Consider the following 23549-nt stretch of genomic DNA (forward strand, 5'->3'; position numbering starts at 1 on the left):
TATCAGAGACAGCGTCCCCACCACACCCCCCGTACCCCGCGCACCACTGTGACCAGCGAATCTGTGCGCGATGGTCGCTTTTCGTGCCCAGCTCGGGGCCTGCAACACCGCCCTGGCGGGGCCGAGGTGGGGCCGACGCGCCCTATTGGGGGACAAAGATGGAGAAAAGTGGGGGAGAGTGGGGTATGGTGGCGGAGTGCGGAGCGAGGGGGTCCGGACAGGTAAGGCCCAAGGGCTGGGATGCGGAGGTGACGAGTGTTTCTCGGCACCTACACGCCCAAGCTCGACGACAAGGGGCGGCTGACGTTGCCCGCGAAGTTCCGCGACGCACTGGCAGGAGGGTTGATGGTCACCAAAGGCCAAGATCACAGCCTCGCCGTGTATCCGCGGGCGGAGTTCGAGGAGCGGGCTCGCAAGGCTGTCGCCGATGCCAAGGCCAACCCGGACAAGCGGGCTGACCTTCGAGTGTTCGCGGCGGCCGCCGATGAGCAGCACCCCGACAGTCAGGGCCGGATCACCCTGTCCGCAGACCACCGTCGCTATGCGGGGCTGTCCAAGGAGTGCGTGGTGATCGGTTCGGTCGACTACCTCGAGATCTGGGACGCCCAAGCTTGGCAGACCTACCAGCAGACCCACGAAGAGAACTTCTCCGCAGCCGGCGATGAAGCGCTTTCCGACAGCTTGTGAACCGGCGAGTGAACCGGCCCGTGCATCGTGGCCTCTGTCCGAATCGGCCCTGGCGTACTTCCCCAACGCCAGGTCCGCATCGGGCAGGGACCTCGATGTGCGGGTGGCCAACCACCTGAGGGGCGGTGTCGCGGTGGCAGAAGATCAAGGCCCGTATGGTCACCTGCCGGTCCTGCTGGAACGCTGCGTCGATCTGCTCGCGCCCGCGTTGACCCGACATGGTCCGGACGGTGCACAGGCGGTGCTGGTCGATGCGACGCTCGGCGCCGGCGGGCATTCCGAACGCTTCCTGGAACAGTTCCCCGCGCTGCGCGTGATCGGCCTCGACCGCGACCCGAGCGCGCTGCAGATCGCCGGCGATCGCCTGGCTCGGTTCGGTGACCGGTTCACCTCGGTGCGTACGCGCTACGACGGCATCGCCGACGCCCTCGCCGAATGCGGTTTGAGCGCAACCCGATCCATCGACGGAGTGCTGTTCGACCTCGGGGTGTCGTCGATGCAGCTCGACCGCACCGAGCGCGGGTTCTCCTACTCGGCGGACGCGCCGCTGGACATGCGGATGGATCCGGACCTGCCGCTGAGTGCAGCCGACATCCTCAACACCTTCGACAAGGGAGAGCTCACGGCGATCCTGCGTGAGTACGGCGAGGAGCGCTTCGCCTCCAGGATCGCCGCTCAGGTGGTCCGGCGCAGGCAGGTCAGACCGTTCACGACGACAGCGGAACTGGTCGAGCTGCTCTACGAGGCCATTCCGGCGCCCGCGCGACGCACCGGCGGGCATCCGGCCAAGCGCACCTTCCAGGCCCTGCGGGTCGCGGTCAACGCCGAGCTGGATTCGCTGCGGGCCGCACTGCCCGCGGCGCTCGAGGCGGTGTCGGTCGGCGGACGGGTGGTCGTCATGGCCTATCAGTCGTTGGAGGATCGCATCGTCAAGTCGGAGTTCGCCGAGGCCACCGCCAGCCGGACGCCGCCCGGCCTGCCCGTCGAACTCCCCGGCCACGAACCGGAATTCGTGTCCGTGACTCGAGGCGCCGAACGGGCCGAGGCCGACGAGATCGAACAGAACCCGCGCGCAGCGGCAGTGCGACTGCGGGCAGTGCAACGAGCGACAGAACGGGGTGGACTGTGAAAGGCAAGCGTGTCGCGACGCCGAAGGGGTCGAACGCGAAGGCCGCCGACTCGGCTCGGCGCCGTCCCGCCTCGACGGCGGTCAAGGGGGCCCGCCGCGAGGACCCCCGCGAGCGTCGTCGCCGCCCCGACAACGACACCCGCAGGACAGCGCGTCGTCCCGTCGAACCGCCGCGGGACGGCCGGGGCCGAGGCCGCGACGCCCGCGCGCTCCAGCACGGCCCGGCCACCGCACCATCACGGCGGCCGGCCCGGCCCACGAGCGCGACGCAGGCGAAGGCCCGAGCCAAGGCCCGCAAGGCCAAGGCGCCCAAAGCTGTCCGCGTACCGCTGCGGGAACGGCTGCTCAATCGCATCGCCACCATCGACCTCAATCCCCGCACCCTGGCCGCGCGGGTGCCCTTCGTGGTGCTCGTGATCGGTGCACTCGGGGTGGGACTCGGTGTCACGCTGTGGCTTTCGACCGACGCCGCCGAGCGGTCGTACGAATTGGGCAATGCCCGCCAGGCCAACCGCGTACTGATGCAGCAGAAGGAGGCCCTCGAACGCGATGTGCTGGAGGCCCAGGCCGCACCGGCGCTCGCCGAGGCAGCTCGAAACCTCGGGATGATCCCGTCCCGCGACACCGCGCATCTGGTCAAGGACCCGACCGGCAACTGGATCGTGGTGGGCACCCCCAAACCGGCCGAGGGCGTGCCGCCGCCGCCGCTGAACACCCCCCTTCCCGACGAGCGCCCCGCGCCCCCGCCGACGCCGGCCAACCCTGAGCGTGCGGTGCGGCTGCCGGCGCCGCCCGTCGCCGAACCGGTCGTTCCGCCGGTGCAGCCCCTGGTCGCCATACCTGCGCCCCTGCCCGCGGCGGGTCCTGAGGTGCTGGTCCGCCCGTCGGCTCCGGCGCCGCCGCTTGACCATGCACCGGTGGCCACGCCCGCGGCACCGCTGCCGGGTCCGGCCCCGAGCCCGCTTGAGGGGCCCGTGCCGGGTCTGCTGCCCGCGCCCGCACCCGCACCCGCAGCGCTCGCGCCCGCACCCGAGGCCACGGCATGAGTCGCAAGCCCGACCCCAGCGGTCCCGGACACTCCGCGCGCGCTCGGCGCACTCGTGAGATCAGTGAACCCGACTCCGGCACGGCGTCATTCGCCTTCCGTCACAGGATCGGGAGCGCGGCGATCTTTCTGGTGCTGATCGTCGTGTCGGCCCAGCTGTTCAGCCTGCAGGTTCCGCGGGCGCCGGAACTGCGTGCGCAGGCCGCGGGCCAGTTGAAGGTCACCGACGTCGAAAAAGCCGTCCGCGGCAGCATCGTCGACCGCAACTTCGACAAGCTCGCGTTCACGATCGAGGCCCGCGCGCTGACGTTCCAGCCGGTGCGGATCCGCGAGCAGCTGGCCGCGGCGCGGGAGAAGTCGGAGAAGGCGCCCGACCCCAAGCAGCGCCTGCGAGACATCGCACGCGGGGTCGCCGAGAAACTGGACAACCGGCCCGACATGGCCACCCTGCTGCGCAAGCTCAACAGCGCGGAGACCTTCGTCTACCTGGCCCGTGCCGTGGATCCCGCGGTGGCCACCGCCATCTCGGAGGAGTTCCCCGAGGTCGGTTCCGAGCGTCAGGACCTGCGGCAGTATCCCGGCGGCGCGCTGGCCGCCAACATCGTGGGGGGCATCGACTGGGATGGCCACGGCCTTCTGGGTCTTGAGGACTCCATGGACGCGGTGCTGGCGGGCACGGACGGGTCGATCACCTACGACCGCGGTTCCGACGGCGTCGTCATCCCCGGCAGCTACCGCAACCGGCACAGCGCGGTCGACGGATCGACCGTGCAGCTGACCATCGACGACGACATCCAGTTCCATGTGCAGCAGCAGGTGCAGATGGCCAAGGACGCCTCAGGCGCGGCCAACGTCTCGGCCGTCGTCCTCGACGCCAAAACCGGTGAAGTGCTGGCGATGTCGAATGACAACACGTTCGACCCGTCCCAGGACATCGGCAGGCAGGGCGACCGGCAGATGGGCAACCTGTCGGTCTCGTCGCCGTTCGAGCCGGGGTCGGTCAACAAGATCGTCACCGCGGCCGCGGCGATCGAGTACGGCCTGACCAATCCCGATGAGGTGCTGCAGGTTCCGGGCTCGATCGACATGGGCGGTGTCACAGTCGGTGACGCGTGGAAGCACGGCGTCATGCCCTACACCACCACCGGCGTGTTCGGGAAGTCCTCCAACGTCGGGACGCTGATGCTGGCGCAGCGGATCGGCGAGGAGCGCTGGTTTGAGATGTTGCGCAAGTTCGGGCTCGGGCAGCGCGCGAACGTCGGCCTGCCCGGCGAGAGCGCGGGCCTGGTGCCGCCGATGGCCCAGTGGTCGGGCAGCACCTTCGCCAACCTGCCCATCGGACAGGGTCTTTCGATGACCCTGCTGCAGATGACCGGCATGTACCAGGCCATCGCCAACGACGGGATCCGGATTCCGCCGCGCATCATCAAGGCCACGATCGCGCCCGACGGCACCCGCACCGAGGAACCGCGGCCCGAGGGTGTTCGGGTGGTCTCGGCGCAGACCGCGCAGACCGTGCGCAACATGTTCCGCGCGATCGTGCAGCGCGACCCGATGGGCTACCAGCAGGGCACCGGCCCGCAGGCCGCCGTCGAGGGCTACCAGGTGGCGGGCAAGACCGGCACCGCCCAGCAGATCAACCCCGCCTGCGGCTGCTACTACAGCGACGTCTACTGGATCACCTTCGCCGGTATGGCGACCGTGGACGACCCGCGGTACGTCATCGGCGTGATGATGGACGCCCCGCACCGCGCCGCCGACGGCAGCCCCGGCTCGTCGGCCGCGCCGCTGTTCCACAACATCGCCGCCTGGCTCATGCAGCGGGAGAACGTCCCGCTGTCGCCGGATCCGGGACCGCCGCTGATGCTGCAGGCCACCTGACGCGCAGGACCCCCGCCGCTCGCTCGGTAGGGTGTCAGGCTGGTCGGAACACCCGACGATGGCTGCGCGGACGGAGGTGCTTGGAGTGTCGATCCTGCGTCCTGAGGGCGTTCCCGGGGTGTCGTTGGGCCGGTTGGCCGGCGCCGTCGGCGCGACTCTGACCGGACCGGCGGACCTTGTCGTCACGGGAGTGACCCTGCGTGGTCAGGAGGCCCGGCCGGGAGACCTGTTCGCGGCGCTGCCCGGGGCCTCGGCCCACGGCGCCGCCTACGCCGGGGATGCGTTGGCCCGCGGCGCCGTCGCCGTGCTGACCGACACCGCCGGTGCGGCCGTGCTGGGCCGGTCCGCGCCCACGGCGCCCGTCCTGGTGCACGACGATCCGAGATCGGTGCTGGGCAGGGCCGCCGCCGAGGTCTACGGCTGGCCGTCGGAGCACCTGACCGTCGTCGGCGTCACCGGCACGTCCGGCAAGACCACCACCACGCACCTCATCGAGGCCGGTCTGCGTGCCGCGGGCCGGCGCCCCGGTCTGATCGGCACAGTCGGCGTCCGCATCGACGGCCAGGACGTCCCGAGCGCACTGACCACACCCGAGGCGCCTGCGCTGCAGGGCCTGCTCGCGGCCATGGTCCAGCGCGGTGTCGACACCGCGGTCATGGAGGTCTCCAGCCACGCGCTGTCGCTGGGGCGCGTGGACGGCATCGGCTTCGCGGTGGGCGGGTTCACCAACCTCTCGCGCGACCACCTCGACTTCCACCCGACGATGGCCGACTACTTCGAGGCCAAGGCGCGGCTGTTCGCCGCGGACTCGCCGGGGCATGCGCGTCTCGCCGTGATCTGCGTCGACGACGAGGCCGGACGTGCCATGGCGGCCCGGGCCGGGCGCGCCGTGACCGTCAGCGCCACCGGACCCGCCGACTGGACCGTGGAGGACGTCGTGGTCACCGGCGACGGTGCCCAGGAGTTCACGGCCGTCGATCCGGCCGGTGTGCACCACCGCGTCGGCATCAGACTGCCCGGCGGCTACAACATCGCCAACTGCCTTGTCGCGCTGGCAATCCTCGACGCCATCGGGGTGGCCCCGGAGCAGGCCGCGCCGGGTCTGATGGCCGCGACCGTGCCGGGTCGGCTCGAACCGATCGAGCGCGGACAGGACTTCCTGGCGCTCGTGGACTACGCGCACAAGCCCGGTGCGCTGCGCGCGGTGCTCGAGACCCTGCGCAGGCAGGACGGTGTCGGCCGCATCGCGGTCGTGTTCGGTGCCGGAGGCAACCGCGACGCCGGCAAGCGTGCGCCGATGGGTGCCACCGCAGCCGAACTCGCCGACCTCGTGGTCGTCACCGACGACAACCCCCGCGACGAGGATCCGGCGGCGATCCGCGCCGAGGTCGTCGCCGGCGCCACCGGGGCGGCCACCCTGGCGCAGATCGTTGAGATCGGCGATCGGCGTGCCGCGATCGCGCACGCCGTCGCCTGGGCCCGCGCCGGGGACGTGGTGTTGATCGCCGGCAAGGGGCACGAGACGGGACAGACCGCGGGCGGCACGACGGTGCCGTTCGACGACCGGGTCGAGTTGGCGACGGCGCTCGACGCACGACAGGCGGCACGATGATCGAACTGACTCTGGTCGAGATCGCGGACATCGTCGGCGGCCGACTCGCCGACATCAGCGAGCAGGAGGCCGCGGCCACGGTGGTGACCGGCACCGTGGAGTTCGACACCCGCGCACTGGGCCCCGGCGGCCTGTTCCTGGCGCTGCCCGGCGCACGGGCCGACGGACATGACTTCGCACCGGCCGCCATCGAGGCGGGGGCGGTCGCGGTGCTGGCCGCCCGCCCGGTGGGCGTGCCCGCGATCGTGGTCCCGCCCGTGGACCCCGGCGACAGCGGCGCCAGCGTGCTCGAGCATGACCGCGACGGCGCAGGGGCCGCGGTGCTGGCCGCGCTGGCCAGACTCGCGGGAGCGGTCGCGCGCCGCCTGGCCGCTGACGGGTTGACCATCATCGGTGTCACCGGATCGTCGGGCAAGACCTCGACCAAGGACCTGCTGGCCGCGGTGCTGGCGCCGCTGGGCCAGGTCGTCGCCCCGCCCGGGTCGTTCAACAACGAACTCGGCCATCCATGGACCGTGCTGCGCGCCACCGGTGACACCGACTTCCTGGTGCTGGAGATGTCGGCGCGGCACCGCGGCAACATCGCGGAACTGGCCAGGATCGCGCCGCCGCGCATCGCCGTGGTGCTCAACGTGGGCACCGCCCACCTCGGCGAGTTCGGCTCCCGGCAGGCCATTGCGGACACGAAAGCCGAGTTGGCGCAGGCGGTTTCGTCCGACGGGGTGGTGGTGCTCAACGTCGACGACACGGCGGTCGCGGCGATGTCCGCCGTCACCGACGCCAAGGTGGTGCGGGTCAGTCGCAGCGCCGCCGCCGGTGCCGCCGAGGTCTGGGCCGACCAGGTGGCACTCGACGACCTGGCCCGGCCTCGATTCCATCTGCACTGGGGTGATCAGGACGTCCCGGTGGCGCTCGCGGTACACGGCGACCATCAGGTGACCAATGCGCTGTGTGCCGCGGCCGTGGCGCTCGAATGCGGCGCCACCGGCGAGCAGATCGCGACCGCGCTGGCCACCGCCGGACCCGCGTCACCGCACCGCATGGCCGTGACGACCCGGGCCGACGGCGTCACGGTCGTCAACGACGCCTACAACGCCAATCCGGACTCCATGCGCGCCGGTCTGCAGGCGCTGGCCTGGATGGCGCGCTCGGCCGATGGACCGCAGGGACCACGACGCAGTTTCGCCGTACTCGGTGAGATGGCCGAACTCGGTGAGGACACGATTTCCGAGCACGACCGCATCGGCCGGCTCGCGGTGCGCTTAGATGTGTCACGGTTGATCGTCGTGGGAACCGGGAGGGCAGTGGGCGCCATGCACCAGGGTGCGGTCATGGAGGGGTCGTGGGGATCGGAGGCGGTCCGCGTCGACGATGTCGATGCGGCGCTGGCGCTTCTGCGTGCCGAACTGGCGCCCGGCGACGTCGTGCTGGTGAAGGCCTCGAACTCGGTGGGCCTGGCCGCCCTGGCGCAGACGCTGGTCGACGACCCTGAGGGCGGCGAATGAAACTGATCCTGATCGCCGTCGGCCTTTCGCTGGCGGTGTCGATCCTGCTGACCCCGGCCCTGATCAGGCTGTTCACCAAGCAGGGCTTCGGGCACGAGATCCGTGAGGACGGCCCGCCGAGCCACAAGACCAAGCGCGGCACGCCGTCGATGGGCGGCGTCGCGATCCTGGCCGGCATCTGGGCCGGTTACCTGGGTACGCACCTGATCGGCCTCGCACTCGACGGCACCGGGCCGTCGGCCACCGGGATGCTCGTGCTGGGCCTGGCCACGGCGCTGGGCATCGTGGGGTTCCTCGACGACCTGATCAAGATCCGCAGGTCCCGCAACCTGGGCCTGAACAAGACCGCCAAGACCGTCGGCCAGGTGCTGGCGGCCGTCCTGTTCGGCGTGCTCGTGCTGCAGTTCCGCAACGCCGACGGGCTCACGCCGGCCAGCACCGAACTGTCCTATGTCCGCGAGATCGCCACGATCACGCTGCCGCCGCTGCTGTTCGTGCTGTTCGTGGTCCTGATCGTGTCGGCCTGGTCCAACGCGGTGAACTTCACCGACGGTCTCGACGGCCTCGCGGCGGGCAGCATGGGCATGGTCAGCGCGGCGTATGTGCTGATCACGTTCTGGCAGTACCGCAACGCGTGCGCGACGGCGCCGGACCTGGGCTGCTACAACGTGCGTGACCCGCTGGACCTGGCGATCATCGCGGCGGCCACCGCGGGCGCCTGTATCGGCTTCCTGTGGTGGAACGCGGCACCGGCCAAGATCTTCATGGGTGACACCGGCTCGCTGGCGCTGGGCGGCATCATCGCCGGTCTGTCGGTGACCAGCCGCACCGAGGTGCTCGCGGTCGTGCTCGGCGCGCTGTTCGTGGCCGAGATCGTGTCGGTGGTCGTGCAGATCCTGGCCTTCCGCACCACGGGCCGGCGGGTGTTCCGGATGGCGCCGTTCCATCACCACTTCGAACTCGTCGGATGGGCCGAGACGACCGTCATCATCCGGTTCTGGCTGCTCACCGCGATCGCCTGCGGCCTGGGCGTGGCGTTGTTCTACGGCGAGTGGCTGACCACGATCGGCGCCTGAGGTGACCGGACCGCTGGCTGCCGGCACCCGCGTCCTGGTCGTGGGGGCGGGGGTGACGGGCCGCGCGCTGCTGTCGGCGCTGACGCCGCTGGGAGTCCTGGCCGACCTGACCGACGACAACCCGATGGCGTTGGAGCCGTTCGCCTTCCAGGGTGTGCGGGTGATCGACGGTGACTCCGCGGCGCAGCGGGTGGGTGACTATGCGCTGGTGGCCGTCAGCCCGGGCCTGCCGCCCACCTCGCCCATCGCGACGGCCGCGGCCCGAGCCGGAATCCCGGTGATCGGTGACGTCGAACTGGCCTGGCGCCTGGATCAGGCAGGCGTATTCGGGCCCCCTCGGCGCTGGCTCGTCGTGACCGGCACCAACGGCAAGACCACGACAACCTCGATGCTGCACGCGATGCTCACCGCGGCCGGGCGGCGCAGCCTGCTGTGCGGCAACATCGGTGACCCCGTCCTCGATGTGCTCGCGTCCCCGTCGGAGTTCCTGGCGGTCGAGCTGTCGAGTTTCCAACTGCACTGGTCGTCGTCGCTGCGGCCGGAGGCGGGGGTGGTGCTCAACATCGCCGAGGATCACCTGGACTGGCACGGCTCGCTCGAGCACTACGCGGGAGCCAAGGCGAAGGTGCTCGAGGGCCGGGTGGCGGTCGTCGGTCTCGACGATGCGCTGGCGTCGGCGCTGCTGGACTCGGCGTCGGCCCCGGTTCGGGTCGGGTTCCGGCTCGGCCCACCCGGGCCCGGAGAACTCGGCGTGCGGGACGGCATGCTGGTCGACCGCGCCTTCGCGGACGGCGACGGCGTGCCGCTCGCGCCGGTCGACGCCATTCCGGTGGCCGGGCCCGTGGGCGTGCTCGATGCCCTGGCCGCGGCGGCACTGGCCCGCGCCGTCGACGTGTCGGCAGAGGCGATCGCCGAGGCGCTGGCGACCTTCCGGGTCGGACGGCACCGTGCCGAGGTGGTGGGCGAGGTCGACGGGGTGTCCTACGTCGACGACTCGAAGGCCACCAACCCGCATGCCGCCGAGGCCTCGATCAATGCGTTCCCGCGTGTCGTATGGATTGCCGGCGGGCTGCTCAAGGGCGCATCCGTCGATGACATGGTGGCCAGGGTCGCCGATCGGCTGGTTGCTGCGGTCCTGATCGGGCGCGACCGGGCTGTGATTGCCGACGCCTTGGCGCGACACGCACCCGATGTCCCCGTGGTTGCGTTGGTGGCGGGGGAGGATGTTGGGGTGCTTGGGACAGATGAGTCAGCTGTGACTCGTGTGATTGATATCGCGGACGGCGCGTTGGGGGACGCGGTGATGGCTCAGGCCGTCACGGCGGCGCGCGAGTTCGCCGCCCCCGGCGACACTGTGCTGTTGGCGCCCGCGGGCGCCTCCTTCGATCAGTTCAGCGGCTACTCCGACCGCGGCGACCGATTCGCCGCCGCGGTACGGGCCCTGACCGCCACCGGCCGGTAGGAGTCCGGGGCGATGGGGGTTGACATCGTGAGCCGGTGGTGGGCCCGGGTCCGCCCGGCGGGACCCGAACCGGACGCGGCGCCGCAGCCGGCCCCGGCGACGGCCGCCGGGACGCCACGCACCCGGTTCGGAACGTGGCTGGGCAAGCCGATGACGTCGTTCCATCTGATCGTCGCGATCGCGGCCCTGCTGGTGACACTGGGCCTGATCATGGTGCTGTCGGCCTCGGGCGTGCACTCCTACGACGAGGACGGCTCGCCGTGGACGATCTTCGCCAAGCAGGTGCTGTGGACGGTGATCGGCCTCGTGGCGTTCTACGCCGCGCTGCGCACGCCGGTCGCGGTGATGCGCCGCCTGGCGTTTCCGGGTTTCGCGCTGACCATCGTGCTGCTCGTACTCGTGCTCATCCCCGGCATCGGCACCGTCGCCAACGGGTCCCGGGGTTGGTTCGTCGTCGCCGGGTTCTCCATGCAGCCCTCCGAACTGGCCAAGATCGCGTTCGCGATCTGGGGTGCCCAGCTGCTGGCCGCCCGCCGCATGGAACGCGCCTCCCTGCGCGAAATGCTCATCCCGCTGGTCCCGGCGGCGCTTGTCGCACTCCTGCTGATCGTGCTCCAGCCCGACCTGGGGCAGACGGTGTCGCTGGGCATCATCCTGCTGGGCCTGCTGTGGTACGCGGGCCTGCCCTTGAAGGTCTTTCTGACCTCGGTGCTCGGCATCTTCGTGGCCGGCGCCATCCTCGCGGTGTCCGAGGGGTACCGGTCGGCGCGCGTGCAGTCCTGGCTGGATCCGTCCGCGGACGCCCAGGGCTCGGGATACCAGGCCCGTCAGGCCAAGTTCGCACTCGCCAACGGCGGCATCTTCGGTGACGGTCTGGGCCAGGGCACAGCGAAATACAACTACCTGCCGAACGCCCACAACGACTTCATCTTCGCGATCATCGGCGAGGAACTCGGCTTCATCGGCGCGGTCGGCCTGCTGTGCCTGTTCGCGCTGTTCACCTACACCGGCATGCGCATCGCTCGCCGGTCGGCCGACCCGTTCCTGCGGCTGCTCACCGCGACCACGACGATGTGGATCCTGGGTCAGGTGTTCATCAACGTCGGATACGTCGTGGGTCTGCTGCCGGTGACCGGGCTGCAGCTTCCGCTCATCTCGGCCGGCGGAACATCGACGGCCACCACCCTCTTCATGATCGGCGTGATGGCGAATGCGGCCCGGCATGAACCGGACGCGGTGGCGGCACTGCGGGCGGGCACCGACGACCGGATGAACCGTCTGCTGCGCCTTCCACTGCCGGAGCCGTACGTCCCGTCGCGGGTCGAGGTGCTGCGCGATCGGCTGCGGACCAAGCCCAAGGCGGCCGCGAAGCCGGCGAAGGCCAAGTCCGCCAAACCGGCGAAGGCGAAGTCCGCGAAACCGGCGAAGGCGAAGTCCGCCAAACCGGCGAAGGCCGCTCGGTCCACCCCGAGTCGAACCGCCAAGTCCCATGCTGATGAACGCCGGGTGCGACGGTCAGGGCATCATGGAGACGGCCAACGGGGCCAGGATGCCCCGCGAGGTCGTAGACAACCGGCGGCTGCGGGCGGGAGGAATCCCCGGTCACGCGGCGCCAGCGCAGTGGAAGGTCAGCGTTACGGGTGAACGACTCGGTCCAGGTGCCCGCCGGCGGGCAGGAGCACAGCGACTCGGGGCGCCAGCGCCAGGACGATGTGTTCTCCGTGGTCCTCGCCGGAGGCGGGACGGCCGGACATGTCGAGCCCGCGATGGCCGTCGCCGATGCGCTGACAGCACTCGATCCGCGGGTGCGGATCACGGCGCTGGGCACCGCACGCGGTCTGGAGACCCGATTGGTGCCCGAACGCGGCTACCACCTCGAACTCATCACCCCGGTGCCGTTACCGCGGAAGCCGAGTGCTGACCTGCTGCGCCTGCCCGCGCGCGTGCGCACCGCGGTGCGTGAGGTCCGCGACGTGTTCACCGCTGTGCACGCCGACGTCGTGATCGGATTCGGCGGATACGTCGCGCTGCCGGCCTATCTGGCCGCCCGCGGTGGGCCGACCGGCCGCCACCGGGTGCCCGTCGTCATCCACGAGGCCAACGCGAGGGCGGGCATCGCCAACAAGGTCGGCGCCCGGTCGGCGGCCCAGGTCCTGGCCGCGGTGCCCGACTCCGGTCTCAAGGCCGCCGAGGTGGTCGGCATTCCGGTGCGTTCGACGATCACCGGACTCGATCGCGCGACCCTTCGCGCTCAGGCCCGTGCGCACTTCGGCTTCGCCGAGGACGCCCGGGTGCTGTTGGTGTTCGGCGGATCGCAGGGCGCCGCCTCGATCAACCGGGCGGTCTCGGCGGCGGCCGGCGCGCTGGCCGCCCAGAAGATCGCGGTGCTGCACGCACACGGCCCCAAGAACACCCTGGACCTGCGCACGCCCGCACCCGGCGATCCGCCGTACGTCGCGGTGCCCTACCTGGACCGGATGGACCTGGCGTACGCCGCCGCCGACCTCGCGATGTGCCGCTCGGGTGCCATGACGGTGGCCGAGGTGTCGGCGGTCGGACTTCCGGCGGTCTATGTTCCGTTGCCCATCGGCAACGGGGAACAGCGACTCAACGCCCTCCCGGTCGTCGAGGCCGGTGGCGGCCTGCTGATCGACGACGCCGAGCTGTCTGCAGAGTTCGTCGCCGACGTGGTCGGCGGCCTGCTGCGCGACGAGGCCCGGCTCGCGGCGATGGCCACCGCCACGGCGCAGGTCGGTCACCGCGACGCGGCGCAGAAGGTGGCCGCCGTCGCGTTGGAGGTCGCGCGCGCGGCCCGGGCGAGGGGACGACGATGAGCGCACCGCTTCCCGAGGAGCTTCAGCGCGTGCACATGGTGGGCATCGGCGGGGCCGGCATGTCCGGGATCGCCCGGATCCTGCTGGACCGCGGCGCGCTCGTGAGCGGCTCCGACGCCAAGGAGTCGCGCGGCGTGGTGGCGCTGCGGGCCCGCGGCGCACTGATCAACATCGGTCACGACGCCTCGGCGCTGGATCTGCTGCCGGGTGGCCCGACCGCGGTCATCACGACGCACGCCGCGATCCCCAAGACCAATCCCGAACTCGTCGAGGCGCGCCGCCGGGCGATCCCCGTGGTGCTGCGGCCCGCGGTGCTGGCCAAGCTGATGGCCGGCCACACGACGTTGATGGTCACCGGGACGCACGGCAAGACGACGACCACCTCGATGCTGATCGTGGCGCTGCAGCACGCGGGCATGGACCCGTCCTTCGCGGTGGGCGGCGACCTGGGCGAGGCCGGCACCAATGCGCACCACGGCAGCGGCGGATGCTTTGTCGCCGAGGCGGATGAGAGCGACGGGTCGCTGTTGGAGTACACGCCGAATGTCGCGGTGGTGACCAACATCGAGGCCGATCACCTCGACTTCTTCGGCAGCGCCGAGGCCTACAGCGAGGTCTTCGACAAGTTCGTCGACCGGTTGGCCCCCGGCGGCGCGCTGGTGGTCTGCGCCGACGACCCGGGTTCGGCCGCACTGGCCGACCGCGCGGCCGCGCAGGGTGTGCGGGTGCTCGCCTACGGAACCGCGGGGGAGCGAGAACTGGCGGGCACGCTGCTGTCCTGGCAGCAGCAGGGCACCGGCGCGGTGGCCGAGATCGCGCTGGCCGGCGAATCCCATCCGCGTGCGATGCGGTTGGCGGTGCCGGGCAGGCACATGGCGCTCAACGCGCTGGCGGCGCTGCTGGCCGCGGTCGAGGCCGGCGCGCCGGTGGAGACCGTGTTGGACGGCCTGAGCGGGTTCGAAGGTGTGCGGCGCCGCTTCGAGTTGGTCGGGGTGGCCAACGGCGTGCGGGTTTTCGACGACTACGCACATCACCCGACCGAGGTCCGCGCGGTGCTCTCGGCGCTGCGCACCGTGGCCGAGCAGAGCGGCGGAGGCCGCACGCTCGCGGTGTTCCAGCCACATCTGTATTCGCGCACAAAGACTTTCGCGGCCGACTTCGCGGACGCGCTGAGCACCGCGGACCGGGTGTTCGTGCTCGACGTCTACGCCGCGCGGGAACAGCCGCTCGCCGGGATCAGCGGTGCCACCATCGCGGAGAAGGTCTCGGTGCCGGTGCGCTACCTGCCGGACTTCTCGTCGGTGGCCCAGACCGTGGCCGAGATCGCGCGTCCCGGGGACGTCGTGGTCACGATGGGTGCGGGCGATGTCACGATGCTCGGCCCGGAGATCGTGACGGCGGTTCAGGTGCAGGCCAACCGCAGTGCGCCGGGGCGGCCCGGAGTCGGCTGGTGACCGAGTCGGACGATCCCGTCGCGCAGACCGACGACGCGGAACCCGAACCGCCTCACGACGACGCACAGGCGCAGGAGGCGGGGGACTTCGAGGGGCCGCGGCGGCGCGCACGGCGTGAGCGAGAGGAACGCCGAGCCGCCCAGCAACGGGCCATCGCGATCGAGGAGGCTCGCCGCGAGGCCAAGCGCAAGGCCCGTTCGGATGCCCTGGCGTCGGCCAAACCCGTTGCGCGCGGGTCGGTTCGGGGCCTGAAGGCGCTGGCGATCGGCGTTCTGGTCGCGGTGCTGGCGGTGGCGCTGGGGCTGATCGTGTACTTCACGCCGCTGATGTCCGCGCGCGATGTGGTGGTGGTGGGAACCGGTGAGGTGACGGCCGAGGAGGTGCTCGGCGCCGCGCAGGTGCGGATCGGCACGCCACTTCTGCAGATCAACACCTCTGACGTGGCCGACCGGGTCGCGACCATCCGCCGGGTCGCGAGCGCACGCGTGCAGCGTGAGTACCCCTCGACGCTGCGGATCACGATCGTGGAGCGGGTTCCGGTGGCGGTCAAGGACTATCCGGATGGACCGCACCTGTTCGATCGTGACGGCGTGGACTTCGCGACCGCCCCGCCGCCGCCCTCACTGCCGTACCTCGACGTCGAGGCGCCGGGACCCAACGACCCGTCGACCGAGGCGGCCCTGGCCGTCTTGACCACTTTGGCACCCGATGTCGCCGGTCAGGTCGGCCGCGTCGCCGCGCCGTCGGTGGCCTCGATCACGCTGACACTGTCCGACGGCAGGGAAGTGGTGTGGGGCACCAACGAACGCACCGCGGAGAAGGCCGAGAAACTCGCGGCGCTGCTGACCCAGCCCGGGCGGGTCTATGACGTCTCCAGCCCGGACCTGCCGACTGTGAAGTGAATCCGGGCCAAAATTGCTCGTGGGTTTCGGCGCGCCTGCACGACTGAACGCGGCGACGGCCATACCGTCTGTGTTACACGGAACTACTTGACATAACTCTAAGCCTATGGTTGAGGTTGAGGGTTTGCCGGTCAGGAGTTCGGTGGACGACAGACAACCGATCTTGGGAGGAAGGCGACCCATGACCCCCCCGCACAACTACCTGGCCGTCATCAAGGTGGTCGGCATCGGCGGCGGCGGCGTCAATGCCGTCAACCGAATGATCGAACAGGGCCTCAAGGGTGTCGAGTTCATCGCCATCAACACCGACGCCCAGGCGCTGTTGATGAGCGATGCCGACGTCAAACTCGATGTCGGGCGCGACTCGACCCGCGGTCTCGGCGCCGGCGCCGACCCCGAGGTGGGCCGCAAGGCCGCCGAGGACGCCAAGGATGAGATCGAGGAACTCCTGCGCGGCGCCGACATGGTGTTCGTCACCGCAGGCGAGGGCGGTGGCACCGGCACCGGCGGCGCTCCCGTCGTGGCCACCATCGCGCGCAAGCTCGGTGCGCTGACCGTCGGCGTGGTCACCCGGCCGTTCTCGTTCGAGGGCAAGCGTCGGTCGAACCAGGCCGAAGCCGGCATCACCGCGCTGCGCGAAAGCTGCGACACGTTGATCGTGATCCCCAACGATCGACTGCTGCAGATGGGCGATGCCGCGGTGTCGCTGATGGACGCGTTCCGCAGCGCGGACGAGGTGCTGCTCAACGGTGTGCAGGGCATCACCGACCTGATCACCACGCCGGGCCTGATCAACGTCGACTTCGCCGACGTCAAGGGCGTCATGAGCGGTGCGGGAACGGCCCTGATGGGCATCGGCGCCGCGCGCGGCGACGGTCGCGCGCTCAAGGCCGCCGAGATCGCGATCAACTCTCCGCTGCTCGAGGCGTCGATGGACGGGGCGCAGGGCGTGCTGCTGTCGGTCGCGGGCGGCAGCGACCTGGGCCTGTTCGAGATCAACGAGGCCGCCTCGCTCGTGCAGGACGCGGCGCATCCCGAGGCCAACATCATCTTCGGCACCGTGATCGACGATTCGCTCGGCGACGAGGTCCGCGTCACGGTGATCGCGGCGGGCTTCGAGGCCGGCTCCGCCGGTCGCAAGCCCGTGGTGGCCGCCTCCGGATCGGGTCAGGCCGTGGCGCCGGGCCGCGCCGGTTCGGTCACGACCTCGCTGTTCGAACCGTCCGATCCCGCCACCGTGCCCGCTCACACCAACGGGGCCACGGTGCGTGTCGGCGGTGGCGACGACGACGGCATCGCTGACGATGACGTCGACGTCCCGCCCTTCATGCGCCACTGACCGGTGACGCACCGGGTCCGGCGCGTCACCACCACCCGCGCCGGTGGCGTGTCCGCGCCGCCGTACGACACCTTCAATCTGGGCGACCACGTCGGTGACGATCCCGCGGCCGTCGCCGCCAACCGGCGTCGGCTCGCCGAGGCGACGGGTCTCGGCGTCGACCGTGTCGTCTGGATGAACCAGGTGCACAGCGCCCACGTCGAGGTCGTCGACGGTCCCCGCACCACGTCGTTCGACAACACCGACGCCCTGGTCACCGCCCAGCCGCGGCTGGCGCTGGCGGTCGTGACCGCCGACTGTGTTCCGGTCCTGCTGGCCGACGCCCGCGCCGGCGTCGTCGCGGCCGCACACGCCGGTCGGGTCGGTGCGCAGAACGGGATCGTGCTGCGCACGCTCGAGGCCATGGTCGCACTCGGTGCGCGGGCGGCCGACATCTCGGTGCTGCTCGGCCCGGCCGTCAGCGGACGCAACTACGAGGTGCCCCGGGAGATGGCCGCCGACGTCGAGGTCGCGCTGCCGGGCAGTGTGACCGTGACCGCGAAGGGGACTCCGGGTCTGGACCTGCGCGCCGGAATCGCGCGCCAGCTCACGGATTTCGGTGTCCGGGCGATCGACATCGATCCGCGCTGCACGGTCGACGACACCTCACTGTTCAGTCATCGTCGCGGTGCGCCGACGGGGCGCCTGGCGTCACTGATCTGGCTGGAGCCGCAGCGATGAGCCGCCGCGACGACCTCGACCGGGCCTGGGCGGCCCTGCGCACCCGTCTCGCCGATGCCGCCGAGGCGGCCGGGCGCAGCACCGACGAGATCGAACTGCTGCCCATCACCAAGTTCTTCCCCGCCTCGGACGTGCAGATTCTGGTCGACCTCGGCTGCCGTTCGTTCGGCGAGTCGCGTGATCAAGAGGCGCGCGACAAGATCGCGTCGCTGGCCCGGATCCCGGACTGGCCCGACGACGTGAGCTGGCACATGATCGGCCAGATCCAGCGCAACAAGGCCCGCTCGATCGCCGGGTGGGCCACCACGGTCCACTCGGTGAGCAGTGCCAAGGTGGCGGCCGCACTCGACCGTGGGTCGGTCGACGCCCGCGCCGAGGGGCGCCGTCAGGCACCCGTGGGCGTCTACATCCAGATCAGCCTCGACGGCGATGTCAGCAGGGGAGGCGTCGACATCAACGATCCCGCCGCGGTCGATGCGCTCTGTGCGCAGGTGGATGCCGCCGAAGGGCTCGAACTCGTTGGCCTGATGGCCATCCCGCCGCTGGGCGCCGACGCGGACCGGGCGTTCGCCGCGTTGGCCGCCGAACGGGAGCGGGTACAGGCCCACTGTCAGCAGCGCCTCGGACTGTCCGCGGGGATGACCGGTGATCTCGAGGCGGCGGTCAAACATGGGTCGACATGTGTGCGTGTCGGAACCGCGCTTATGGGCCCTCGACCGCTAACGTCACCGTGAGTAGTCACTCCAGTCACATCTTCATCACAAGCACCATCGAGAGGGTCCCGCGATGAGCGCACTGCACAAGGTCAAGGCCTACTTCGGGATGGCACCGTTGGAGGACTACGACGACGAGTATTACGACGACCATGATCATGACCACGAGCGTGGCGCCGGGCGGGGCGGATACCCGCGCCGCGAGCGTTTCGAGGGCCCCGGATTCGACGGCGGCTACGACCGTGGCGGCCGCTACCCCGAGCGCGAGTACGAGGACGAGCCCGAGTACGCCGGCGCGTACCGCGGCGGCTACGCCGAGGATCCCCGCGACACCCGTTTCCGGCCCCGTGAGTTCGACCGCCCGGCGGCGGCCGCGGCGCCACGACTGGGCGCCCTGCGTGGGTCGACCCGCGGCGCGCTGGCGATGGACCCCCGGCGGATGCAGATGCTGTTCGACGAGGGCAGCCCGCTGTCGAAGATCACGACGCTGCGCCCCAAGGACTACAGCGAGGCCCGCACCATCGGGGAGCGGTTCCGCGACGGCACGCCCGTGATCATGGACCTGGTGTCCATGGACAACGCGGACGCCAAGCGGCTCGTCGACTTCGCCGCGGGCCTGGCATTCGCCCTGCGCGGGTCCTTCGACAAGGTGGCCACCAAGGTGTTCCTGCTGTCGCCGGCGGACGTCGAGGTCACGCCCGAGGAGCGCCGGCGGATGGCTGAGGCCGGGTTCTACGCCTACCAGTAAGCCCGCCGTTCCCCACCGGTAGGCTGACGAGGGCCGATCGTTCGCATCGGCGTCGTCACAACCTCGTCAGTAAGGTCGCTCAAGGTTGAAGATCTTCTTCGAAATCCTGGGTTTCGCGCTGTTCTTGTTCTGGGTGCTGCTCATCGCCCGGGTGGTCGTGGAGTTCATCCGGTCATTCAGCCGGGACTGGCATCCGCGCGGTTTCACCGTCGTGATCCTGGAAGCCATCATGACCGTCACCGACCCCCCGGTGAAGCTTCTGCGGCGGCTCATTCCGCAGTTGACCATCGGTGCGGTCCGGTTGGACCTGTCCATCATGGTGCTGCTGCTGCTGACCTTCATCGCCATGCGTGTGGCGTTCGCGGCCTCCATATAGGCCGCTCGGGTGGGCTGGCAAATCGCTCGCCGGAGATTGAAATTCGTCCTTAATTATCGCCCCCCACGGCTACCGGCGGTTCTGGTGTGACAGGATGGACGCCAGTTACAGTCCGGCTACCAACCTGGTGGTCCGTTCTAAACTTGTCCGAACGGTTCGACCGCACAGACCTCGAGGGGGCAGAGAATGCCGCTTACACCAGCCGACGTCCACAACGTCGCGTTCAGCAAGCCGCCGATCGGCAAACGCGGATACAACGAGGACGAAGTCGACGCCTTCCTCGACTTGGTCGAGAACGAGCTCACGCGCCTCATCGAAGAGAACGCCGACCTGCGCCAGCGGGTCAGCGAGCTCGATCAGGAGTTGGCCAGCGCGCGGGCCGGCGGCGGCGGGCAGTCCACGCAGGCCGTCCCGTTGTATCAGCCTGAGCCGGAGCCCGAGCCCGCACCGCAGCCCGTCTACGAGGCGCCAGCCGCGGCCGCCGCGCCCAGCGAGGAGGCCCACATCAAGGCCGCCAAGGTGCTGGCCCTGGCGCAGGACACCGCGGACCGCCTGACCAGCACGGCCAAGGCTGAGGCCGACAAGCTGCTCTACGACGCCCGCACGAACGCCGAGACCATGGTCAGCGAGGCCAAGCGCACCGCTGAGACCACCGTCTCGGAGGCCAAGACGCGCGCCGACGCGCTGCTCGCCGACGCCCAGACGCGGTCGGAGACCCAGCTGCGCCAGGCTCAGGAGAAGGCGGACGCCCTGCAGGCCGACGCCGAGCGCAAGCACTCCGAGATCATGGGCACCATCAACCAGCAGCGCACGGTGCTGGAGGGCCGGCTCGAGCAGCTGCGCACGTTCGAGCGCGAGTACCGCACCCGGCTCAAGACCTACCTGGAATCGCAGTTGGAGGAACTCGGTCAACGCGGGTCCGCCGCTCCGGTCGATTCGAGCGCGGGCGACGGCGGTTTCAACCAGTTCAATCGCGGAACCAACTGACTAGCGCCGGGGAGGCGTTGCGATGCTGATCGTTGCCCTGGTGCTGGCCGTCATCGGCCTGATCGCCCTCGTCACAGCAGTGGTGACGAGCAGTGAGATCGTGGCGTGGGTGTGTATCGCGGCCAGCGTGCTGGGCGTGATACTGCTCATCGTGGACGCGATCCGTGAACGTCAGCGCGGTACGGCCGCCGACGTCGCCGACGCCGAGGAACCCGTTGTGCCACCGGACGACTCAACCGAGGCGACGTACCAGAACTTCGACGCCGACTACCCCGAGGAGACCCCGGCCACGGCGCCGTCAGACGTCGACACCACGGAAGAACCCCGGTCCAACCAGCCCTAGGTCAGCAGCGCGCGCACCTCGTCGTCGCTGGTCTGGCCGAAGTCGGCGTAGGACATCCCGACGGCGGTGAAGGGCCGCGGGGTGTGCGGACAGACGAACTCGTCGGCGACCTCGGCGAAGTCCGCGGACACCGAGTCCGGCGCCGTCGGCACCGCGACCCCCACCCGCCGGGCTCCCTGCGCCCGCGCATCCAGCGCCACCGCACGCATGCTGGCGCCGGTCGCGATGCCGTCGTCGACCAGAATCACGGTCCGATCGACCAGTGGATGGGGTTCCCGTCCGCCCCGATACGCCGATTCGCGGTGGATGAGTTCGCGACGTTCGCGGGCCACCACCTCGTCGATGTCCTTCTGTGCCACCCCCAATGACCGGATGAGCTTGTCGTTGAGCACGATCCGCTCGCGGGTGATCGCGCCGAGCGCCAGCTCCTCATGTCCGGGCACACCCAGTTTGCGCACGACCGCGACGTCGAGGACCGCGCCGAGCCGGCGGGCCACTTCGGCGGCCACCGGAACGCCGCCGCGGGCCAACCCGAGCACGACGATCTGCGACGGGTCGCCCAGTGGTGTGCTGCCTGCGGTCAGTGTCTCCGACAGCACACGACCCGCTTCGGCGCGGTTGCGGTAATGGCAGCGATGCATCGGTGTACTCCTGTGCGTCCCAGTCTGACCAAACGGGTACCCGCGCGGCGTGGGTATCGAATTCTCCAGTGTGCTCGCCCATCCCCGCCCCACGGTGTACGCCTGGCACACCAGGCCCGGAGCGCTGCAGCGCCTGTTGCCGCCGTGGCAGCCGCTCACCCCGGTGCGGGAGGCATCGTCGCTGGCCGACGGCCGCGCGGTGCTCGGCCTGCCCGGCGGCCTGCGCTGGACGGCCCGGCACGACCCGGCCGGATTCCGGCCGCCGCAGCAGTTCGTCGACACCTGGGCGTTGGGCGGGCTGCAGCCCTGGCGGCACGTGCACGAGTTCCTTGAGCACGACGGCGACACCACCCTGATGCGGGACCGGGTCACCGCACCCGTGCCGGCCGCACTGCTGCGGCCGATGTTCACCTACCGTCATCGCCAACTCGCCGACGACCTCGCGATCCACCAGGACGCCGGGCAGCGGCTCGAACGTCGGTTGACGGTCGCGGTGACCGGATCCTCGGGGTTGGTCGGGACGGCGCTGTGCGCCCTGCTCAGCACCGGCGGGCATCGAGTCCTGCGACTGATCCGCGGTGGCGACCTCGGCCCCGACGAACGACGTTGGGATCCCGACGATCCCGCTCCCGACCTGCTCGACGGCGTCGACGGTGTGGTGCACCTGGCCGGCGCGTCGATCGCGGGGCGGTTCACCGCAGCGCACAAGGTCGCGATCCGCGACAGCCGGATCGGCCCCACCCGCCGGTTGGCCGAGGTCGCGGCGCGCGCATCGGACGGGCCGGCGGTGTTCGTCAGCGCCTCAGCAATCGGGTTCTACGGCGCCGACCGCGGGGACGAGGTCCTGTCCGAGGACAGCGCAGCGGGTTCGGGATTCCTGGCCGAGGTGGTGCGCGACTGGGAGGCCGCGACCGAGCCCGCCGCCGAGGCGGGGGTGCGGGTGGTGCGCGTGCGGACCGGAATCGTGCAGTCCGCCCGCGGCGGCACGCTGCGTCTGCTGCGCCCGCTGTTCAGTGCGGGCCTGGGTGGCCGGCTCGGCGACGGCACTCAGTGGTTGTCGTGGATCGGCATCGACGACCTGACCGACATCCACTACCGCGCGCTGTTCGACGAGCGGCTCAGCGGTCCGGTGAATGCCGTTGCGCCGCACCCCGTCCGCAACGCCGAGTACACCACCGCGCTGGCCCGCAGACTGCACCGGCCGGCTCTTCTTCCGGTGCCGTCGTTCGGCCCGCGGGCACTGCTGGGCGCCGAGGGGGTCGAGCAGTTGGCCCAGGCCTCACAACGGGTGCAGCCCACCGTGCTGTCGACCCTCGGGCACCGGTTCCGGCACCCCAGGATCGCCGAGGCGCTCGCGCATCAACTCGGGCGGGCGTGAGCGACCGGTCGTCCGACTCGGCTCAGAAACCCGGAGACCAGCGCGCGCACCCTGCCCGCCGCGGCGTCACGCTGTGCTGCGGTGTCCGCGCGGAGTCTGTCCACGTCGGCTCCGACACGTTCGACCTCGTTGTCGCGGTCCTCGTCGATCCACAGTTCGAGCAGTGCGTCGTCCAGTTCGGGATGGAACTGCAGGGCAAGGGCGCTGCCCGCGGTGAACGCCTGGGAGGCCGAGCTGTTTCGGGCCACCTCGACCGCGCCCGGGGGCAGCGTCCACCGGTCGAAATGCCACGCGAACCACGGTCCGCTGGACACGAGATCCGGCGTGGTGCTGGACACTTCGTACCAGCCGAGCTCCGGGGACGGGGAGCGGGACACCGATCCGCCCAACGCCTGCGCGATCAACTGCCCGCCGAAGCACACGCCGAGTACGCCGACCCCGGCGGCCTGTGCGTCCCGAATGAACTGCATCTCGGCACCCACCCACGTCGACAGGAGTGCGTCGTCGTACACCGACCAACGGGAACCCAGTGGCACCACGACGTCGTAATCCGTCGGGTCGGGGAAGGTGACATCGACCGCCGGATCGTCGAGCCGGTCGGCGGGGACCACGTTGAGGACGTCGATGTCGAACCCGTGCTCGGTGAACACCTCGCCCAGCAGGGCCTCGGGGGCCGATGGGTCGTTGTAGATGAAGAGAAGCCGACCTGCCACTTGG

At 70.6% G+C, this 23549-nt stretch carries 21 protein-coding genes and 1 pseudogene; 20 read left to right on the forward strand and 2 right to left on the reverse strand.

The genetic code is table 11. The features are described 5' to 3' along the window. Positions 1–255: 255 nt before the first annotated feature. The 19 genes and pseudogenes from mraZ (at position 256) to A5727_RS27390 (ending at position 20813) form a co-directional block, all read left to right on the forward strand. Positions 256–687 (forward strand): division/cell wall cluster transcriptional repressor MraZ, encoded by a 432-nt coding sequence (mraZ, locus tag A5727_RS07655; RefSeq protein ID WP_068247112.1) that lies wholly within the window; start codon positions 256–258, stop codon positions 685–687. Next, positions 662–1816, forward strand: coding sequence for a 16S rRNA (cytosine(1402)-N(4))-methyltransferase RsmH (gene rsmH / locus A5727_RS07660; RefSeq protein ID WP_082949663.1), 1155 nt, complete (start codon positions 662–664; stop codon positions 1814–1816). The genes mraZ and rsmH overlap by 26 nt, the downstream gene beginning before the upstream one ends. Next, a complete protein-coding gene (gene ftsL, locus A5727_RS28065; RefSeq protein WP_068247115.1) occupies positions 1813–2862 on the forward strand; it encodes a cell division protein FtsL in 1050 nt (349 codons plus the stop codon). Before rsmH ends, ftsL begins: the two co-directional genes overlap by 4 nt. Next, positions 2859–4742, forward strand: a complete 1884-nt coding sequence (locus A5727_RS07670; protein WP_068247117.1) for a peptidoglycan D,D-transpeptidase FtsI family protein — start codon at positions 2859–2861, stop codon at positions 4740–4742. Before ftsL ends, A5727_RS07670 begins: the two co-directional genes overlap by 4 nt. Before the next feature lie 58 nt (positions 4743–4800). Next, a complete protein-coding gene (locus tag A5727_RS07675; protein WP_068247120.1) occupies positions 4801–6354 on the forward strand; it encodes a UDP-N-acetylmuramoyl-L-alanyl-D-glutamate--2,6-diaminopimelate ligase in 1554 nt (517 codons plus the stop codon). Further along, positions 6351–7859: a UDP-N-acetylmuramoyl-tripeptide--D-alanyl-D-alanine ligase gene (locus A5727_RS07680; protein ID WP_068247123.1), complete on the forward strand. Its 1509-nt coding sequence runs from the start codon at positions 6351–6353 to the stop codon at positions 7857–7859. Before A5727_RS07675 ends, A5727_RS07680 begins: the two co-directional genes overlap by 4 nt. Further along, entirely contained in the window at positions 7856–8935 is a 1080-nt protein-coding gene (gene mraY, locus A5727_RS07685; RefSeq protein WP_068247126.1) for a phospho-N-acetylmuramoyl-pentapeptide-transferase, read from the forward strand. Before A5727_RS07680 ends, mraY begins: the two co-directional genes overlap by 4 nt. A gap of 1 nt (position 8936) precedes the next feature. Then, on the forward strand, positions 8937–10397 hold the full coding sequence (gene murD, locus A5727_RS07690; protein WP_068247129.1) for a UDP-N-acetylmuramoyl-L-alanine--D-glutamate ligase: 1461 nt from the start codon (positions 8937–8939) through the stop codon (positions 10395–10397). Between the two features lie 56 nt (positions 10398–10453). Then, positions 10454–11748: pseudogene (gene ftsW, locus A5727_RS07695) on the forward strand (putative lipid II flippase FtsW); the annotation flags it as partial. A gap of 415 nt (positions 11749–12163) precedes the next feature. After that, positions 12164–13231 (forward strand): undecaprenyldiphospho-muramoylpentapeptide beta-N-acetylglucosaminyltransferase, encoded by a 1068-nt coding sequence (murG, locus tag A5727_RS07700; RefSeq protein ID WP_231991991.1) that lies wholly within the window; start codon positions 12164–12166, stop codon positions 13229–13231. Then, complete coding sequence (gene murC / locus A5727_RS07705; RefSeq protein ID WP_068247136.1) at positions 13228–14685, forward strand: UDP-N-acetylmuramate--L-alanine ligase; 1458 nt, start codon at positions 13228–13230, stop codon at positions 14683–14685. Before murG ends, murC begins: the two co-directional genes overlap by 4 nt. Next, positions 14682–15587, forward strand: coding sequence for a cell division protein FtsQ/DivIB (locus A5727_RS07710; RefSeq protein WP_231991987.1), 906 nt, complete (start codon positions 14682–14684; stop codon positions 15585–15587). Before murC ends, A5727_RS07710 begins: the two co-directional genes overlap by 4 nt. A 181-nt stretch (positions 15588–15768) precedes the next feature. After that, a complete protein-coding gene (gene ftsZ, locus A5727_RS07715) occupies positions 15769–16926 on the forward strand; it encodes a cell division protein FtsZ (protein WP_068247155.1) in 1158 nt (385 codons plus the stop codon). 3 nt (positions 16927–16929) lie between these two features. Beyond that, positions 16930–17646: a peptidoglycan editing factor PgeF gene (gene pgeF, locus A5727_RS07720; protein WP_068247158.1), complete on the forward strand. Its 717-nt coding sequence runs from the start codon at positions 16930–16932 to the stop codon at positions 17644–17646. Continuing rightward, complete coding sequence (locus A5727_RS07725) at positions 17643–18380, forward strand: YggS family pyridoxal phosphate-dependent enzyme (RefSeq protein ID WP_068247159.1); 738 nt, start codon at positions 17643–17645, stop codon at positions 18378–18380. The genes pgeF and A5727_RS07725 overlap by 4 nt, the downstream gene beginning before the upstream one ends. 52 nt (positions 18381–18432) lie before the next feature. Continuing rightward, positions 18433–19107, forward strand: a complete 675-nt coding sequence (locus A5727_RS07730) for a cell division protein SepF (RefSeq protein ID WP_068247161.1) — start codon at positions 18433–18435, stop codon at positions 19105–19107. Positions 19108–19192: 85 nt separating this feature from the next. Further along, positions 19193–19483: a YggT family protein gene (locus A5727_RS07735; RefSeq protein ID WP_068247164.1), complete on the forward strand. Its 291-nt coding sequence runs from the start codon at positions 19193–19195 to the stop codon at positions 19481–19483. Between the two features lie 186 nt (positions 19484–19669). Beyond that, positions 19670–20470 (forward strand): DivIVA-like cell division protein Wag31, encoded by an 801-nt coding sequence (gene wag31 / locus A5727_RS07740; protein ID WP_068247171.1) that lies wholly within the window; start codon positions 19670–19672, stop codon positions 20468–20470. A 22-nt stretch (positions 20471–20492) separates the two neighbouring features. After that, positions 20493–20813, forward strand: coding sequence for a phage holin family protein (locus A5727_RS27390; RefSeq protein ID WP_157521275.1), 321 nt, complete (start codon positions 20493–20495; stop codon positions 20811–20813). Here the strand turns inward: A5727_RS27390 and A5727_RS07750 are convergent. Further along, entirely contained in the window at positions 20810–21454 is a 645-nt protein-coding gene (locus A5727_RS07750) for a phosphoribosyltransferase (RefSeq protein ID WP_068247174.1), read from the reverse strand. The two genes, A5727_RS27390 and A5727_RS07750, sit on opposite strands and share 4 nt — an antisense overlap. Before the next feature lie 49 nt (positions 21455–21503). Between A5727_RS07750 and A5727_RS07755 the strand changes: the two genes are divergently transcribed. Next, the gene (locus tag A5727_RS07755; protein WP_068247177.1) at positions 21504–22832 is read left to right on the forward strand and encodes a TIGR01777 family oxidoreductase; all 1329 of its coding nucleotides are present in this window, start codon (positions 21504–21506) and stop codon (positions 22830–22832) included. Here the strand turns inward: A5727_RS07755 and A5727_RS07760 are convergent. Then, positions 22814–23545, reverse strand: a complete 732-nt coding sequence (locus A5727_RS07760; protein ID WP_068247179.1) for a type 1 glutamine amidotransferase — start codon at positions 23543–23545, stop codon at positions 22814–22816. The genes A5727_RS07755 and A5727_RS07760 overlap by 19 nt on opposite strands. Positions 23546–23549 lie beyond the last annotated feature (4 nt).

Origin of the sequence: Mycobacterium sp. ACS4331, from assembly GCF_001667265.1 — a bacterium.
GTDB lineage: Bacteria > Actinomycetota > Actinomycetes > Mycobacteriales > Mycobacteriaceae > Mycobacterium.

Excerpts from the sequence above, each read along its gene's own strand:
- rsmH (WP_082949663.1), top strand. The coding sequence starts at position 662 with ATGAAGCGCTTTCCGACAGCTTGTGAACCGGCGAGTGAACCGGCCCGT.
- A5727_RS07670 (WP_068247117.1), top strand. The coding sequence starts at position 2,859 with ATGAGTCGCAAGCCCGACCCCAGCGGTCCCGGACACTCCGCGCGCGCT.
- A5727_RS07675 (WP_068247120.1), top strand. The coding sequence starts at position 4,801 with ATGGCTGCGCGGACGGAGGTGCTTGGAGTGTCGATCCTGCGTCCTGAG.
- A5727_RS07680 (WP_068247123.1), top strand. The coding sequence starts at position 6,351 with ATGATCGAACTGACTCTGGTCGAGATCGCGGACATCGTCGGCGGCCGA.
- mraY (WP_068247126.1), top strand. The coding sequence starts at position 7,856 with ATGAAACTGATCCTGATCGCCGTCGGCCTTTCGCTGGCGGTGTCGATC.
- murG (WP_231991991.1), top strand. The coding sequence starts at position 12,164 with ATGGCCGTCGCCGATGCGCTGACAGCACTCGATCCGCGGGTGCGGATC.
- murC (WP_068247136.1), top strand. The coding sequence starts at position 13,228 with ATGAGCGCACCGCTTCCCGAGGAGCTTCAGCGCGTGCACATGGTGGGC.
- ftsZ (WP_068247155.1), top strand. The coding sequence starts at position 15,769 with ATGACCCCCCCGCACAACTACCTGGCCGTCATCAAGGTGGTCGGCATC.
- A5727_RS07725 (WP_068247159.1), top strand. The coding sequence starts at position 17,643 with ATGAGCCGCCGCGACGACCTCGACCGGGCCTGGGCGGCCCTGCGCACC.
- A5727_RS07730 (WP_068247161.1), top strand. The coding sequence starts at position 18,433 with ATGAGCGCACTGCACAAGGTCAAGGCCTACTTCGGGATGGCACCGTTG.
- wag31 (WP_068247171.1), top strand. The coding sequence starts at position 19,670 with ATGCCGCTTACACCAGCCGACGTCCACAACGTCGCGTTCAGCAAGCCG.
- A5727_RS27390 (WP_157521275.1), top strand. The coding sequence starts at position 20,493 with ATGCTGATCGTTGCCCTGGTGCTGGCCGTCATCGGCCTGATCGCCCTC.
- A5727_RS07750 (WP_068247174.1), bottom strand. The coding sequence starts at position 21,454 with ATGCATCGCTGCCATTACCGCAACCGCGCCGAAGCGGGTCGTGTGCTG.